The sequence below is a fragment of the Streptomyces sp. a15 genome (assembly GCF_059026085.1).
Window position 1 is genome coordinate 105059 of record NZ_JBWLKM010000002.1, and the last position, 14426, is coordinate 119484.

Consider the following 14426-nt stretch of genomic DNA (forward strand, 5'->3'; position numbering starts at 1 on the left):
TTCATCCCCGGGACTCGGTACGGCCGCGCCCGCCGACGCCGGCGAGCGCGAGGAGCAGGGCCCATGTGACGAACAGGCTGAGCACGGACACGGCGACGGACAGCTGGGCCTGCGATCCGGCGACGCTGTAGATCCACACCGCGAACGGCTGGAAGCCGAGCAGCTGGGCCACGGTGAACTCGCCGAGCACCAGGGCCAGGGTGAGGAAGGCGGCGTTCATCAGTCCCCCGCGCAGGTTCGGCAGCACGGCCCGGACCAGGGCCTGCGGCCAGGACGCCCCGCAGCTGCGGGCGGCCTCGACGAGCGTGGGCACGTCGACGGCCCGGAGCCCTGCGTCCAGCGCCCGGTACACGAACGGCAGGGCCATCACGACGTACGCGAGGACGAGCACGAACGGGAAGTCCGGGTTCTGGATGGCCACGAACGTCTGGAACAGCGGGGTCCGTGACAGGTGTTCGGGCCCCCACTTCAGGACGGTCGAGAGGCCGGCTACGAAGGCGATAGGCGGAACCACCAACGGCAGCGAGCACACGACCTCGACGACCGGCCGCAGCCGGGGCGCGCCGAGCCGGAGGGCGACCATGGCGGGCACCATCAGCAGCAGGACGATCGCGATCGTCGCGGCGGCCAGTTCCAGGGACAGCAGCAGACTGGCGACGAACCCGTCGGCGGAGACGATCTGCGTGTAGGCGTCGAAGGTGACGCCCTGCCCGGGCACGTCGACCGTGAAGACCACGGACGCGGCCAGCGGCACCAGGAAGTACAGCGCGGCCAGGCCGAACACGACCCAGCGCCAGGTGTTCAGGCGAGCCATCGGGCGCTCCGTCGTTGCAGGGGCAGGTAGACCGCCATGACCAGACCGGCGACGAGGACCATGTCGAGGCTCAGGGCGAGTGCCACGTTCTCCTGGCCGACCAGGACGTTGCCGGAGATGGCGTCGGCGATCTGCAGGGTGACCAGCGGTACCGAACTGCCCACCATGGCCGCCGCGGTGGCGTAGGCGGCGAAGGCGCTGCCGAAGAGGAGCACGAGCCCGCCGAGCAGGGAGGGCAGCAGCACGGGCAGGGCCACGTGCCGCCAGTACTGCACACCGGTGGCCCCGTTGTTCTGCGCGGCCTCGCGCCACTGGACGCGCAGTCCCTCCAGGGCCGGGGTGATGGTGAGCACCATCAGCGGGATCAGGAAGTACAGGTAGACGATCACCAGTCCCCAGAAGCTGTACAGGTCCCAGCCCTTGTCGGTCAGGTCGAAGTACCGGGTCAGCACACCGGCGTTGCCGAGCGTGGCGACGAAGGCGAAGGCCAGCGGGACGCCGCCGAAGTTGGCGAGCACCCCGGACGCGGTGAGCACGGCCTCGCGCAGCGCGCGGAAGCGGGAGGTCACGACTGCCTGCGCGAGCGGCAACCCGAAAAGCGCCCCCAGAGCCGCGGACACGGCGGACAGCTTCACGCTCCCGATCAGGGCGGTCAGATACGCCCCCTGCAGCGAGGCGGTCAGATTGTCGGCCGTGTACGAACTGACCCCCGTGGCCGGGTCCTTGGCCGTGAAGGCACCGTCGAGCATGGCCAGGGCGGGCAGCCCGAAGGCGATCGCGGTGAAGACGAGCAGCGGAACCACGGCGAGCCAGCCGAGGGCACGGCGCCGCCGCTTCACCGGAGCGGCGGTCGCCGTGTCGAGGCGCGGGAGGGTGGCCGTCATCCGGAGACGGCCTTCGCCCAGCCCTGTCCGAGGACCGTCTTGGCCTTGTCCTGCTGCTCCTCGGTCGGGAAGGAGGGCGTTCCGGAGACCTGGGGCAGCTTGGCGGCGGCGGTCTTGTCGAGGGTGCCGGCCTTCTCCATGGCGGTCATCAGGGCCGGACGGGCGTACCCCTTGAGCCACAGGTTCTGGCCCTCGGTGCTGTAGAGGTACTCCTGCCACAGGCGGGCGGCCGCCGGGTGCGGGGCGTCCTTGTTGATGGCCTGGGAGTAGTACTGGGAGAACTTGCCGTCGCTCGGCACCGACACCTTCCAGTCGACGCCCTTGGACTTGAACTCGTCGGCGTACCCGGCGTTGAGGTAGTCCCAGTCGATACTGATCGGCGTCTCGCCCTTCTCGACGGTGGCCGGGGTCGACTCGACGGGCGTGTAGTTGCCGTTCTTCTTCAGCTCGGCGAAGAAGTCGAGGCCGGGCTGGATGTCGTCGAAGGAACCGCCGTTGGAGAGCGCGGCCGCCCAGACACCGCCGAAGGCGGAACCCGACTTGGTGGGGTTGCCGTTGAGGGCGACCTGGCCCTTGTACTCGGGCTTGAGCAGGTCCTTCAGGGTGGTGGGGCAGGTGGTGACCCGCTTCGCGTCGCACCCGATGGAGATGTAGCCGCCGTAGTCGTTGTACCAGCGTGCCTGCGCGTCCTTCTGCGCCGTGGGGATGTCGGCGAAGGCGGCCACCTTGTAGGGCGCGAGCAGCCCCTGCTGGGCGGCGCTCAGCGCGAAGGAGCTGCCGAGGTCCAGGACGTCCGGCGCGCGGCCCTGGCCCTTGCGGGAGGTGACGGCGTTGATCTCGTCCTGGCTGGAGCCGTCCGGGTTCTCGACCTCGACCTTGATGCCGTACTTCTTCTCGAAGCCGTCGATGAGAGCGCCGTAGTTGGCCCAGTCGCGGGGCAGCGCGATGGCGTTGAGCGTGCCCTCCTTCTTCGCCGCCTTCTCCAGGGCGGCCAGGCCGCCGAAGTCGGCGGCGGAAGCGGCGGTGGCGGCGCTCTTGCCGTCGGCGGTGGTCGACGCGTTGTCGGGGGCGGCGCCGCAGGCGCTCAGGGCGAGCGCGGCGACGACGGCGAGGGCGCCGCCGCGGACGGCGGTTCTCGGCAGGGACACGGTCACGGCTTCTCCAGGGGACGCGCGAGGGTGCAGGAGCCAAACAGAGAGAACGACGGTCAAGCAGAGAGGACGACAGTCAGACAGAGGAACTTGTCTGAACAAGTTGGCCTCAGTAAGCCCGCCGCTGGTGTCGTGCTCGTAAACACTGGCGAAACGCTGACCGCTGAATTCCTGCAGATCTCCGACTGACAGGGGTGACTGTGGGAACTCGACTAGGCTGCTCACGCTGTGCACAGCGACCGACTCGGAGGGGGAGCATGGCGGCGCGACACGAGGAGATCGCCGACGAACTGCGCCGGGCGATCGACCGCGAGGAGTACACCGTCGGGAGCCTGCTGCCCGCCGAGACGGAGCTCGCGGCCCACTACGGCGTCTCGCGCGGCACGGTCCGTCAGGCCGTCGCGGCACTCACCGCCGAGGGCCTCATCGGCTCGCGCCAGGGCGCCCGCCGCATGGTCCTGGCCGGCCGCCGCAGCCAGAGCTTCGCCGAACTGCGCAGCTTCGCCCAGTGGGCCCGCGCGATGGGCCGCGAGGCGAGTGGCCGGGTGGTCGCCCAGGAGTACCGTCCGGCGACCGCCGAGGACGCCGTACGCCTCCAACTGCGCGAGAAGACCACGGTGTTGCACGTCCTGCGGGTGCGCGGTCTGGACGGCGACCCGGTCCTGCTGGAGCGGACCGTGTACGCCGACTGGATCGCCCCCGCCGTCGAGCCGATCGAGCCGGACTGCCCCTCCGTCACCCAACGCCTCCTCGAAGACACCGGCCTGGTCTTCGCCTACGGTGAACACGTTATCGACGCGGTGGCAGCGGGCGCCCAGGACGCCGAGCTTCTCGGTGTCCGCCGGACGAGTCCGCTGCTGCGCGTGCGCCGGGTGACGACGACGCGGGAGGGGCGCCCGGTGGAGTGGTCGGACGACCGCTACCGCTCCGACGCGGTGAGCTTCAGCGTGCACAACTCGATCGGGAACAACGCCCTGGCCCGGAAGACAGCCGACTGAAGGAGGCCCTCATGGAGATCGCCGCCCTGCCGCACGTCGACGAACACACCACCACGGTCACGGCGGGGCCCGATGCCGTCTGGCGCGGCCTGAGCGAGGTCCTGGACCGCTCCTTCACCGGCGACCGCGGGGTCGGCTACGCACGCCTGGTCGGCTGCGCCGACAGCGCGGCGTCCGGACCCCGGCCCCTGGCCGAAGGCTCGACGGTGCCCGGCTTCCGGGTGGCCTCCGCGGACCGGGGCCGGGAGCTGGTCCTCGTCGGCCGCCACTACTTCTCGACGTACGCCCTGGTCTTCCGCCTCGACGAGGCGGGCGCGGGCCGCACCCGGCTGCGGGCCGAGACCCGGGCCAGGTTCCCAGGCCCCTTCGGTGGCCTCTACCGGCTGTGCGTCATCGGCACGGGCGGGCACGCGATCACCGTTCGGCGACTGCTCGCGGCCGTCCGCCATCGCGCCGAGTAGACGGCGCGCAAGGCTCAGGTCGGGGACCGCGACGAGAACCGGCGCAGCAGCGGCGACAGCACCAGCACGGACTTCGTCCGCTCCACGAACGGCTCCCCAGCGATCCGCTCCAGGACCCGCTCGAAGTGCCGCATGTCGGAGGCGAAGACCTGGACGACCGCGTCCGCCTCGCCGGTGACCGTCGACGCGGCCACGACCTCCTGGTAGCGCTCCAGGCCCCGCCGGATGGTCTCGGGCGAGGTGTTGTGCCGGCAGTAGATCTCGACGAACCCCTCCGTCTCCCAGCCGAGGGCCGACGGGTCGACCCGGACGGTGAATCCGGTGATGGCTCCGGTGGCGCGCAGCCGGTCCACGCGCCGTTTCACGGCGGGCGCGGACAGGCCGACCAGCTGCCCGATGTCCGCGTAGGAGCGGCGGGCGTCCTCGGCGAGGGCGTGCACGATGCGTTCGTCGAGATCGTTCAGCACTGCGGGTGGTTCACTTCGCTTCAGGTGTGGCCAGACGGGAGCGGCGATGGCCGTACAGGAAGTAGAACACGAGCCCGACGGCCATCCAGACTCCGAAGACCACCCAGGTGACGGCCGAGAGGCTGCCCATCATCCAGACGCAGAACCCGAGGCCCAGGGCGGGCAGGACCGGTGACAGCGGCACCCGGAAGGTGCGGGGCATGTCGGGACGGGTCCGGCGCAGCACCACGACCGCGATGTTGACCAGCCCGAAGGCGAAGAGGGTGCCGATGCTGGTGGCGTCGGCGAGCTGTCCCAGCGGGACGGCGGCGGCGAGGACCCCGCAGAACAGGGAAACGATCACAGTGTTGGCGCGCGGCGTGCCGGTCTTCGGGTGGACGCGTCCGAACACCTTGGGCACGAGCCCGTCCCGGGACATCGCGAAGAGGATGCGGGTCTGGCCGTACAGCACGGTCAGGACGACGCTCGCGATGGCGATGACCGCGCAGAACGCCAGCAGCGTGCCCCAGAAGGTCTGTCCGGTCACCTCGCGCATGATCTGGGCGAGCGCGGCCTCGGAGTCGGTGAACCCCTGCCAGGGCTTGGCGCCCACGGCGACGGCCGCGACGAGGACGTACAGCGCGGTCACGATGACGAGCGAGAGCATGATCGCGCGGGGCAGGTCGCGCTGCGCGTTCTTCGCCTCCTCGCCGGCGGTGGAGGCCGCGTCGAAGCCGATGTACGAGAAGAACAGCGTGGCACCGGCGGCGCTGACCCCGGCCATGCCGAGCGGCATGAAGTTCTCGTAGTTGCCGGAGCGGAAGCCCTGGACGCCGATCGCGCAGAACAGCACCAGCGCGGCGATCTTCACGACGACCATGACGGTGTTGGCGCGCGCGGACTCCCGGGCGCCGCCCAGCAGGAACGCCATCGCCAGCAGGACGACGATCAGCGCCGGCAGGTTGAAGACGCCGCCGTCACCGGGCGGGGCGGACAGCGCGGCCGGAATGGTGACACCGAGGGTTCCGTCGAGCAGTTCGTTCAGGTACTCGCCCCAGCCGACGGCGACGGCGGCGACCGAGACGCCGTACTCGAGGACCAGACACCATCCGCAGACCCAGGCGACGAGCTCGCCCATCGTCGCGTAGGCGTACGAGTACGAGGACCCGGAGACCGGGATGGTGCCCGCCAGCTCGGCGTACGAGAGGGCCGAGAAGAGGGCGGTCAGGCCGGCGATGACGAAGGCCAGGGTGACGGCCGGACCGGCCTTGGGCACGGCCTCGCCGAGGACGACGAAGATGCCGGTGCCGAGGGTGGCACCGATGCTGATCATGGTCAGCTGCCACAGCCCGAGGGTGCGGCGCAGGCTGCCTCCCTCGCCCTGGCCGCCCTCCGCGACCAGGCGTTCCACCGGCTTGCGACGCATGAGGCGCGCACCGAGGCCCGGGGACGAGGGCCCGTTCTGACTGCGCTGTTGCGGGGGTGCGCCTTGGTCGAGCACGCGCTGACTCCTTTGTCGCTGCCACTGAGGGCGGCGGGGACCGGCGGCACTCCTGCGCGAGCAGGAACCCACCGAGCGGGGTCCCCGCCACGCCATGTACAGGGCATGACCCTATGAGCCAGGGCATCACGGTCGTAATGCGGCAACCTTGCGCATCTCCGCAAGATCCTTGCGTTCATCGCGGGCCGGCGGGTGTTCGTTGCGCGGGGACGTTCGACCGTTGCGGAAGGCCCTGATCGGCGCCTGTGCCGGGGCCGGGCACGCGGACGGCCCCCGGGTTCCCGGCGGGCGGGACAACGGGGGCCGTGCGGATGGGAGTTGGTCAGACCCAGCTGGCGTGCAGCGGCTTGCCCTCGGCGTAGCCGGCCGCGCTCTGGATGCCGACGACGGCCTTCTCGGCGAACTCCTCCAGGGAGCCGGCTCCGGCGTAGGTGCAGGAGGAGCGGACGCCCGCGATGATCGAGTCGATCAGGTCCTCGACGCCCGGGCGGTCCGGGTCGAGGAACATGCGGGAGGTGGAGATGCCCTCCTCGAACAATGCCTTGCGGGCACGGTCGTACGCCGACTCCTCCGACGTACGGTTGGCCACCGCACGCGCGGACGCCATGCCGAACGACTCCTTGTAGAGGCGGCCGTTCGCGTCCTGCTGGAGGTCGCCCGGGGACTCGTAGGTGCCTGCGAACCAGGACCCGACCATCACGTTGGACGCACCGGCGGCCAGCGCCATGGCGACGTCGCGGGGGTGGCGGACACCGCCGTCGGCCCACACGTGCTTGCCGTACTTCTTCGCCTCCGCCGCGCACTCCATGACCGCGGAGAACTGCGGCCGGCCCACGCCGGTCATCATGCGGGTGGTGCACATGGCGCCGGGGCCCACACCGACCTTGACGATGTCCGCGCCGGCGTCGATCAGGTCCCTGACGCCCTCCGCGGCGACGATGTTGCCCGCGACGATCGGCACCTGCGGGTCGAGGCCGCGCACCGTCCTGATGGTGCTGATCATCGACTCCTGGTGGCCGTGCGCCGTGTCGATGACGAGCGTGTCGACGCCCGCGTCCAGCAGCTGCTTGGCCTTGGCCGCGGCCTCGCCGTTGATGCCGACGGCGGCGGCGATGCGCAGCCTGCCGTTCGCGTCCACGGCCGGCGTGTAGAGCGTGGCGCGCAGGGCGCCCTTGCGGGTGAGGATGCCGGCGAGGCGGCCGTCCTTGTCGACGGCGGGGGCGTAGCGGCGGTTGGCGTGGTCCAGGCGGTTGAAGGCCTCGCGCGGGTCGATGTCCGCGTCGAGCAGCAGCAGGTCCTTGGACATGACCACTTCGAGCTGGGTGAAGCGGTCCACTCCGGTCAGGTCCCGGTCGGTGACGACACCGACGGGCCGCTGCTCCTCGTCGACGACCACACCGGCGTTGTGCGCGCGCTTGGGCAGCAGGGACAGCGCGTCGGCGACGGTCTGGTGCGGGGCCAGCACGATCGGGGTGTCCAGGACGTGGTGGCGGCTCTTCACCCAGGAGACGACCTCGGTGACGACGCCGATCGGGATGTCCTGCGGGATGACCACCAGTCCGCCGCGCCGGGCCATCGTCTCGGCCATCCGGCGCCCGGCGATCGCGGTCATGTTGGCGACGACCAGCGGGATGGTGGTGCCCGTGCCGTCCGGGGAGCTGAGGTCCACGCCCTGCCGCGAGCCCACGGCGCTGCGGCTCGGGACCATGAACACGTCGTCGTACGTCAGGTCGTACGGGGGCTGGATGTCATTGAGGAAACGCACGTGCTGCACATCCCAGTCGATCAGAGGTGGCCCCCGGACAGGTCAGCCAGGGGGAAGAGCACGTACTTCATTGTCCCATGGCGACCGGAACGCGATACACGGGCGGAACATCCAGCCAGGTCAGAGGGGCCTTAGGAGGAACCTCCAAGGGTGAGCGCCACGGTCAGCGCCCGCGTCCGGTCCGCCGCCTCGGCGAACACCTCCTGAGCGGTCTCCCACTCCTGCGGGAGGGCCTTCGCGTACGGCTGCCAGTTCCGTACGACGATCAGCAGCCCGCTCTCCACGGCGCCCTCGGGCCAGACGGTGTGGTCGCCGAGGCTGTCGGCCAGCGCGTCCCAGTTGCGGCCGAACCAGTCGGGCAGCCCCAGGGCCCGGGCGCAGCGGTCCATCAGACCCGCCTTGTCCGTGACCCCGTCGAGGTCCACCGTGACCACGTGCTCCGTCATCTCCGTACCGCCCTGAACGAGTTGTGGTGATCGTCGGTGTAGTGGACCACAAAGGAGAACACAAAGGGGGCGGCCGTGGCGGCCCACCGCCACGGCCGCCCCCTGCGGACGATCCGTCAGATCCCGTCAGGATCAGCCCGGTTGAGCGCCGGCTTCGGCGTCGGTCCCGCCGTCATCAGGTAGTCCGCGGCCGACGTGTCCGTCACCAGGCTGGTGACGAGCCCGGACCGCAGCACGGCGTCGATCGCGCCCGCCTTGCGCTGCCCGCCCGCGATCGCGACGACCTCGGGGATACGGCGGAGCTGGTCGGCCTTGACGGTGATACACCGCTCGCCGAGGTCCCGTCCGACCCGGCGGCCGTCGGCGTCGAAGAGGTGCGCGGACATCTCGGCGGCGACACCGAGCGAGGCGTAGTGCGACACCTCCTCGTCGCTGAGCATGTCGTGCACCGTCGAGATGCCCGGCTCCCAGGAGCCGATGGAGACGCAGGCGACCGTGACCTTGTCGAAGTACTCGAAGGCCCGGGCGATCCCGGTCTGGTTGCGCAGCGCGGCCGCGGTCGCCGCGTCCGGCAGCAGCATCGGCGCGTAGATGGGGTGGGCGTCGCCGCCCGACACCTGTGCGGCGCGCCGCACCGCCTCCACCGAGCCGCGCTCGGCGGTCCCGGCGTCGTACACGCCCGTCAACTGGACCACCGTGCAAGGCGGCAGCCGGTCCAGCGCCGCCGCCATGTGGATCGTGGACCGGCCCCAGGCCAGTCCCAGCACATCACCTTCGTTCACGAGCTCGCCGAGCAGGTCGGCGGCCACTTCCCCCAGGTTCTCGGGATCGGGCGAATCCTGGGCCTCGGCCGGGGACTCGACCACCACGGCGTGCCTGAGGCCGTACCGGGCGCGGAGCGCGTCAGAGCGCTCGGCGTCCAGTTCGGCCGGCACGCGGATCTCGATGCGTACGAGATCCCGTTCGAGAGCGGTTTCCAGGACCCGGGCCACCTTGAAGCGGCTGACGCCGAACTCCTCCGCGATCTGGATCTTGGACTTGCCCTCGAGGTAGAAGCGGCGGGCCATGGCCGCCGCCTGCACCAGCTCTGCGGGTCCCATCCGCATGGCTGACCGGCCCGCCGACATACCCGACACGGCGATCTCCTCACTGCTGTTCACATTCTGGATTCGCCGTTCATCCTTGCAGATCCGGCGCACTTGATCAGCCCTGATGAGAGCCGTTCACGTTCCCGTGGTTCAGTGGCCGCATGCCCAGGAGGCCTTGGCCGTCGCCCCCTCCGCCTGCGTGCGCAATGCACGTACCGCCTCGGCCGGGTCCGATGCCCCGTAGACGGCCGAGCCGGCCACGAAGACGTCGGCTCCCGCGTCCGCGCAGCGCTCGATGGTGGCGGCCGAGACCCCGCCGTCGACCTGGAGCCACAGCTCAAGACCGTGCTTGGTGATCAACTCGCGGGTGCGGCGAATCTTCGGAAGCATGATGTCGAGAAACGCCTGTCCCCCGAATCCCGGCTCGACCGTCATGATCAGCAGCATGTCGAGCTCGGGGAGCAGATCCTCGTACGGCTCGATGGGCGTCGCGGGCTTCAGCGCCATGGAGGCGCGGGCGCCCTTGGCGCGGATCTCCCGGGCGAGCCGGACGGGAGCGGCGGCCGCCTCGACGTGGAACGTGACGGAACCGGCCCCCGCCTCTACGTACTGGGGTGCCCACCGATCGGGGGCCTCGATCATCAGATGGCAGTCCAGCGGAGTGTCCGTCGCACGGGCCAAAGACTCTACGACCGGCACCCCGAGCGTGAGGTTCGGGACGAAATGGTTGTCCATGACGTCGACGTGAAGCCAGTCGGCTCCTCGCACCGCCTCCGCCTCGTCCGCAAGGCGGGCGAAGTCGGCGGACAGGATGCTGGGGTTGATCTGCGCGGCCATGCCCCAAGCCTGCCATGTCCGGGCACGAATGTTCGCGCCGGTCCATACCCAAGCCGTTCATCGGATGTTGCACCGGGGCCTCGCGTGCCATGCTGGGCCGCCGATCTGGGCGATATGCGGCTGGGTCCTGTCGTCGGCCGCCCGTCGTCCGCCCGGAGGGCGGGCTCCACGGCGGCAGGCGCGTGCTCTCGGCGTGCCGGGCCCTGGCCCGCGTACTGGACGTACTCGGGCCAGGGCCAGGGGCGGCGAGAGTACGTGCATGGCGGCGTGGAGCAGGCGGGAGGCCGACGGCAGGACCCAAGGGGGTGGCCATGACGGAGATCCAGGAGAACAGGCAAGGGCGGTCGGGACAACGGGGCATCGGGCACCTTGTCTGCGGGCGGCGCGCCAAGTGGCTGGTACTGGTGCTGTGGCTGATCGTGCTGTTCCTGACGGCACCGTTCGCCCAGAAACTCACCGACGCCCAGGACAACGACGCGGCCTCCTGGCTGCCCGGCTCCGCCGAGTCGACCCAAGTCCTGCAGATCTCCGAGGACTTCAGGCCCGAGCAGATCCCCGCGGTCGTCGTGTACGCCCGCGAGGACGGCCTGACCGCCGAGGACCGGGCGCAGATCGCCGAGGACACGGCCGAGATCAAGCGGCTGACCGCCCACGGCATCCGCGGCGCCGAGACCCGGGGCCCGGTCTTCGACCGGCAGACCGACCCGCGCGCCGCCCAGGTCCTCGTGCCGATCACGATGGACGAGAACGGCTGGGAGGAGATCGCCCCCGCCGTCGACTCGATCCGGGACATCGTCGGGGAGGGCAGCGGCGCCCTCGCCGTGCACATCACGGGCCCGGGCGGCACCTCCGCCGACTTCTCCGAGGCCTTCGAGGGCATCGACTCGACGCTGCTGATCTCCGCGATGGCCGTCGTCATCGTGATGCTGCTCATCACCTACCGCAGCCCCAGCCTCCTCCTGATCCCCCTGCTCTCGGTGATCGCCGCGCTGTTCACCGCGCAGGCGCTGATCTACTTCCTGGCGGAACACGCGGGCCTGACGGTCAACGGCCAGAGCGCGGGCATCCTGACGGTGCTCGTGTTCGGCGCGGGGACGGACTATGCCCTGTTGCTGGTCGCCCGCTACCGGGAGGAGCTGCGCCGCCACGAGGACCGTCACGAGGCGATGGCGCTGGCCCTGCACCGCGCGGGCCCGGCGGTCCTCGCCTCCGGCGCCACCGTCGTGCTGAGCATGCTGGTGCTGCTGGCCGCCGAGATGAACTCGACGAGGGGGCTGGGCCCGGTCGCCGCCATCGGCGTCGCGGTCGCCCTGCTGGCGATGATGACGCTGTTCCCGGCCCTGTTGGTGATCTTCGGCCGCTGGATCTTCTGGCCGGCGATCCCGCACCTCGGCGCGAAGAACCCGGCCGACACCGGCGTCTGGGCCCGCATGGGCAGCCGTATGGCCCGCCGCCCCCGCATGGTCTGGGGCGTCACCGCGGCCGTGCTGGCGATCTGCTCGCTCGGCCTGATCCAGCTGCGCGCCGAGGGCATCGGCAACGCGGACGCGTTCACCGGGAAACCGGACTCGATCGTCGGCCAGGAGGTCTCGGCACGCTACTTCCCGGCGGGCAGCGGCGATCCGCTCGTCATCGTCAGCAACCAGGCGCAGGCGCGGCAGGTCGGCGAAACGGTCGCCGCCACCCGCGGAGTCGTCCCCGAGTCCCTCGGTCTGCCACCGGGCACCAAACCGTCCTTCGAGGGCAAGGTGCTGTTCGAGGCCACCATGACCGACCCGTCCGACAGCGAGGCCGCGAAACAGACCGTGGAGCGGGTCCGGGACGCCGTACACGCGGTGCCGGACGCCGAAGCCCAGGTGGGCGGCGGTACGGCGGCCCTGCTGGACATGGACGAGGCGACCACGCACGACAACATCCTGATCATCCCGCTGGTGCTGATCGTCGTCCTGCTGATCCTGTGCGTGCTGCTGCGCGCGCTGATCGCCCCACTGCTGCTGGTCGGGACGGTGATCCTGTCGTTCGCGGCGGCGCTCGGCATCAGCGCGCTCGCGTTCCGGTACGCCTTCGACTACGCGGGCGAGTCGACGGACTTCCCCCTGTTCGTCTTCGTGTTCCTGGTCGCCCTGGGCATCGACTACAACATCTTCCTGACCACCCGCATCCGCGAGGAGGCCGGCCATCAGGGCACCCGCAAGGGCGCGCTGACCGGCCTGGCCGCGACCGGTGCGGTCATCACCTCCGCGGGCCTGGTCCTCGCGGGCACCTTCGCCGCCCTCGCCACCCTCCCGATGGTCGCCTTCGCCGAACTCGGCTTCGCGGTGGCCCTGGGCGTGCTGCTCGACACGTTCATCGTGCGGTCGGTCCTCGTGACGTCCCTGTTCCTCGATGTCGGCCCGAAGGTGTGGTGGCCGCACCGGCTGGCGCGGGAGGCCGGGGGCGAGGCCGCGGTGACCGGGGCGGAGAAGGTGAGCCAATCCGGGCCGGCGGGTTAGAACTCGGCACGCGCAGAGGAATGCGATGCGAACCCCCTTTGCATGATCATGCGCGATTATGCATACTCTTCCTATGTCTAAGGTCCTCACCTCCCTTCCCGCCGGCGAGCGCGTCGGCATCGCCTTCTCGGGCGGGCTCGACACCTCGGTCGCGGTCGCGTGGATGCGCGACAAGGGTGCCGTCCCGTGCACCTACACCGCCGACATCGGCCAGTACGACGAGCCCGACATCGCCTCGGTGCCGGGCCGCGCGAAGACCTACGGCGCCCAGATCGCGCGCCTGGTCGACTGCCGCGCCGCGTTGGTCGAGGAGGGCCTGGCCGCACTCACCTGCGGGGCGTTCCACATCCGCTCGGGCGGGCGGGCCTACTTCAACACCACGCCGCTCGGCCGCGCCGTCACGGGCACCCTCCTGGTGCGGGCGATGCTCGAGGACGACGTACAGATCTGGGGCGACGGCTCGACCTTCAAGGGCAACGACATCGAGCGGTTCTACCGGTACGGCCTGCTCGCCAACCCGCACCTCAGGATCTACAAGCCCTGGCTGGACGCGGACTTCGTGACCGAGCTGGGCGGCCGCAAGGAAATGTCGGAGTGGCTGCTCGCCCACGACCTGCCCTACCGCGACAGCACGGAGAAGGCCTACTCCACCGACGCCAACATCTGGGGCGCCACCCACGAGGCCAAGACGCTTGAGCACCTCGACACCGGCGTGGAGACCGTGCAGCCGATCATGGGCGTGCGGTTCTGGGACCCGGAGGTCGAGATCGTCACCGAGGACGTGACGATCGGCTTCGACCAGGGCCGCCCGGTGACGATCAACGGCAAGGAGTTCGCCTCCCCCGTCGACCTGGTGATGGAGGCCAACGCCATCGGCGGCCGCCACGGCATGGGCATGTCGGACCAGATCGAGAACCGGATCATCGAGGCCAAGAGCCGCGGCATCTACGAGGCACCCGGCATGGCCCTGCTGCACGCGGCGTACGAACGCCTGGTCAACGCGATCCACAACGAGGACACCCTCGCCCAGTACCACAACGAGGGACGGCGCCTGGGCCGGCTGATGTACGAGGGCCGCTGGCTGGACCCGCAGGCGCTGATGGTGCGCGAGTCGCTGCAGCGCTGGGTCGGCACGGCCGTCACCGGCGAGGTGACGCTGCGGCTGCGGCGCGGGGAGGACTACTCGATCCTCGACACCACGGGCCCCGCGTTCAGCTACCACCCGGACAAGCTGTCCATGGAGCGCACCGAGGACTCGGCGTTCGGCCCGGTGGACCGGATCGGCCAGCTCACCATGCGCAACCTCGACATCGCCGACTCGCGCGCCAAGCTGGAGCAGTACGCCGGGCTCGGCCTGATCGGCACCGCCAACACCGCGATCGGTGCCGCCCAGGCGGCCGCGACCGGCCTGATCGGCACGATGCCGGAGGGCGGCGCCGAGGCCATCGCCTCCCGCGGCGAGGTCTCCGACGACGACCAGATGCTGGACCGCGCCGCGATGGAGTCCGGCACGGACTGACCGGCCGCACGGACGCAGAAGGCC

General features: G+C 70.6%; 13 protein-coding genes. 4 read left to right on the forward strand and 9 right to left on the reverse strand.

Going from position 1 to position 14426, the window contains the following annotated elements; translation table 11 throughout:
- Position 1: 1 nt before the first annotated feature.
- From AC5P09_RS03480 to AC5P09_RS03490, 3 genes are read right to left on the reverse strand one after another with little or no spacing between them, the layout of a single operon-like run.
- Complete coding sequence (locus AC5P09_RS03480; protein WP_493872389.1) at positions 2-814, reverse strand: ABC transporter permease; 813 nt, start codon at positions 812-814, stop codon at positions 2-4.
- A complete protein-coding gene (locus AC5P09_RS03485) occupies positions 802-1698 on the reverse strand; it encodes an ABC transporter permease (protein ID WP_493872390.1) in 897 nt (298 codons plus the stop codon). Before AC5P09_RS03485 ends, AC5P09_RS03480 begins: the two co-directional genes overlap by 13 nt.
- On the reverse strand, positions 1695-2852 hold the full coding sequence (locus AC5P09_RS03490; RefSeq protein ID WP_493872391.1) for an ABC transporter substrate-binding protein: 1158 nt from the start codon (positions 2850-2852) through the stop codon (positions 1695-1697). The genes AC5P09_RS03485 and AC5P09_RS03490 overlap by 4 nt, the downstream gene beginning before the upstream one ends.
- Positions 2853-3106: 254 nt before the next feature.
- On the opposite strand from AC5P09_RS03490, the gene AC5P09_RS03495 reads away from it, so the two are divergent.
- Positions 3107-3847 carry a GntR family transcriptional regulator gene (locus AC5P09_RS03495; RefSeq protein WP_493872392.1) on the forward strand — a complete coding sequence of 247 codons (741 nt, stop codon included), beginning with the start codon at positions 3107-3109 and terminating at the stop codon, positions 3845-3847.
- An 11-nt stretch (positions 3848-3858) separates the two neighbouring features.
- Positions 3859-4308, forward strand: coding sequence for a hypothetical protein (locus tag AC5P09_RS03500; RefSeq protein WP_493872393.1), 450 nt, complete (start codon positions 3859-3861; stop codon positions 4306-4308).
- A 14-nt stretch (positions 4309-4322) separates the two neighbouring features.
- On the opposite strand, the gene AC5P09_RS03505 is transcribed toward AC5P09_RS03500, so the two are convergent.
- The 6 genes from AC5P09_RS03505 to rpe form a co-directional block, all read right to left on the reverse strand.
- Entirely contained in the window at positions 4323-4775 is a 453-nt protein-coding gene (locus AC5P09_RS03505) for an Lrp/AsnC family transcriptional regulator (protein WP_493872394.1), read from the reverse strand.
- 10 nt (positions 4776-4785) lie between these two features.
- The gene (locus AC5P09_RS03510; protein ID WP_493872395.1) at positions 4786-6255 is read right to left on the reverse strand and encodes an amino acid permease; all 1470 of its coding nucleotides are present in this window, start codon (positions 6253-6255) and stop codon (positions 4786-4788) included.
- Positions 6256-6577: 322 nt separating this feature from the next.
- Positions 6578-8020, reverse strand: coding sequence for a GuaB1 family IMP dehydrogenase-related protein (locus tag AC5P09_RS03515; RefSeq protein ID WP_493872396.1), 1443 nt, complete (start codon positions 8018-8020; stop codon positions 6578-6580).
- A 131-nt stretch (positions 8021-8151) separates the two neighbouring features.
- Positions 8152-8466 carry a barstar family protein gene (locus AC5P09_RS03520; protein ID WP_493872397.1) on the reverse strand — a complete coding sequence of 105 codons (315 nt, stop codon included), beginning with the start codon at positions 8464-8466 and terminating at the stop codon, positions 8152-8154.
- Between the two features lie 116 nt (positions 8467-8582).
- Positions 8583-9626, reverse strand: a complete 1044-nt coding sequence (locus AC5P09_RS03525; protein ID WP_266443092.1) for a sugar-binding transcriptional regulator — start codon at positions 9624-9626, stop codon at positions 8583-8585.
- Positions 9627-9704: 78 nt separating this feature from the next.
- The gene (rpe, locus tag AC5P09_RS03530) at positions 9705-10391 is read right to left on the reverse strand and encodes a ribulose-phosphate 3-epimerase (protein ID WP_493872398.1); all 687 of its coding nucleotides are present in this window, start codon (positions 10389-10391) and stop codon (positions 9705-9707) included.
- A gap of 311 nt (positions 10392-10702) precedes the next feature.
- Here rpe and AC5P09_RS03535 point away from each other — a divergent pair, with 311 nt between their 5' ends.
- Together AC5P09_RS03535 and argG are read left to right on the forward strand one after the other, a co-directional pair.
- Positions 10703-12883 carry an MMPL family transporter gene (locus AC5P09_RS03535; protein ID WP_493872399.1) on the forward strand — a complete coding sequence of 727 codons (2181 nt, stop codon included), beginning with the start codon at positions 10703-10705 and terminating at the stop codon, positions 12881-12883.
- Between the two features lie 73 nt (positions 12884-12956).
- Entirely contained in the window at positions 12957-14402 is a 1446-nt protein-coding gene (gene argG / locus AC5P09_RS03540; RefSeq protein WP_493872400.1) for an argininosuccinate synthase, read from the forward strand.
- The last annotated feature ends 24 nt before the right edge of the window (positions 14403-14426 follow it).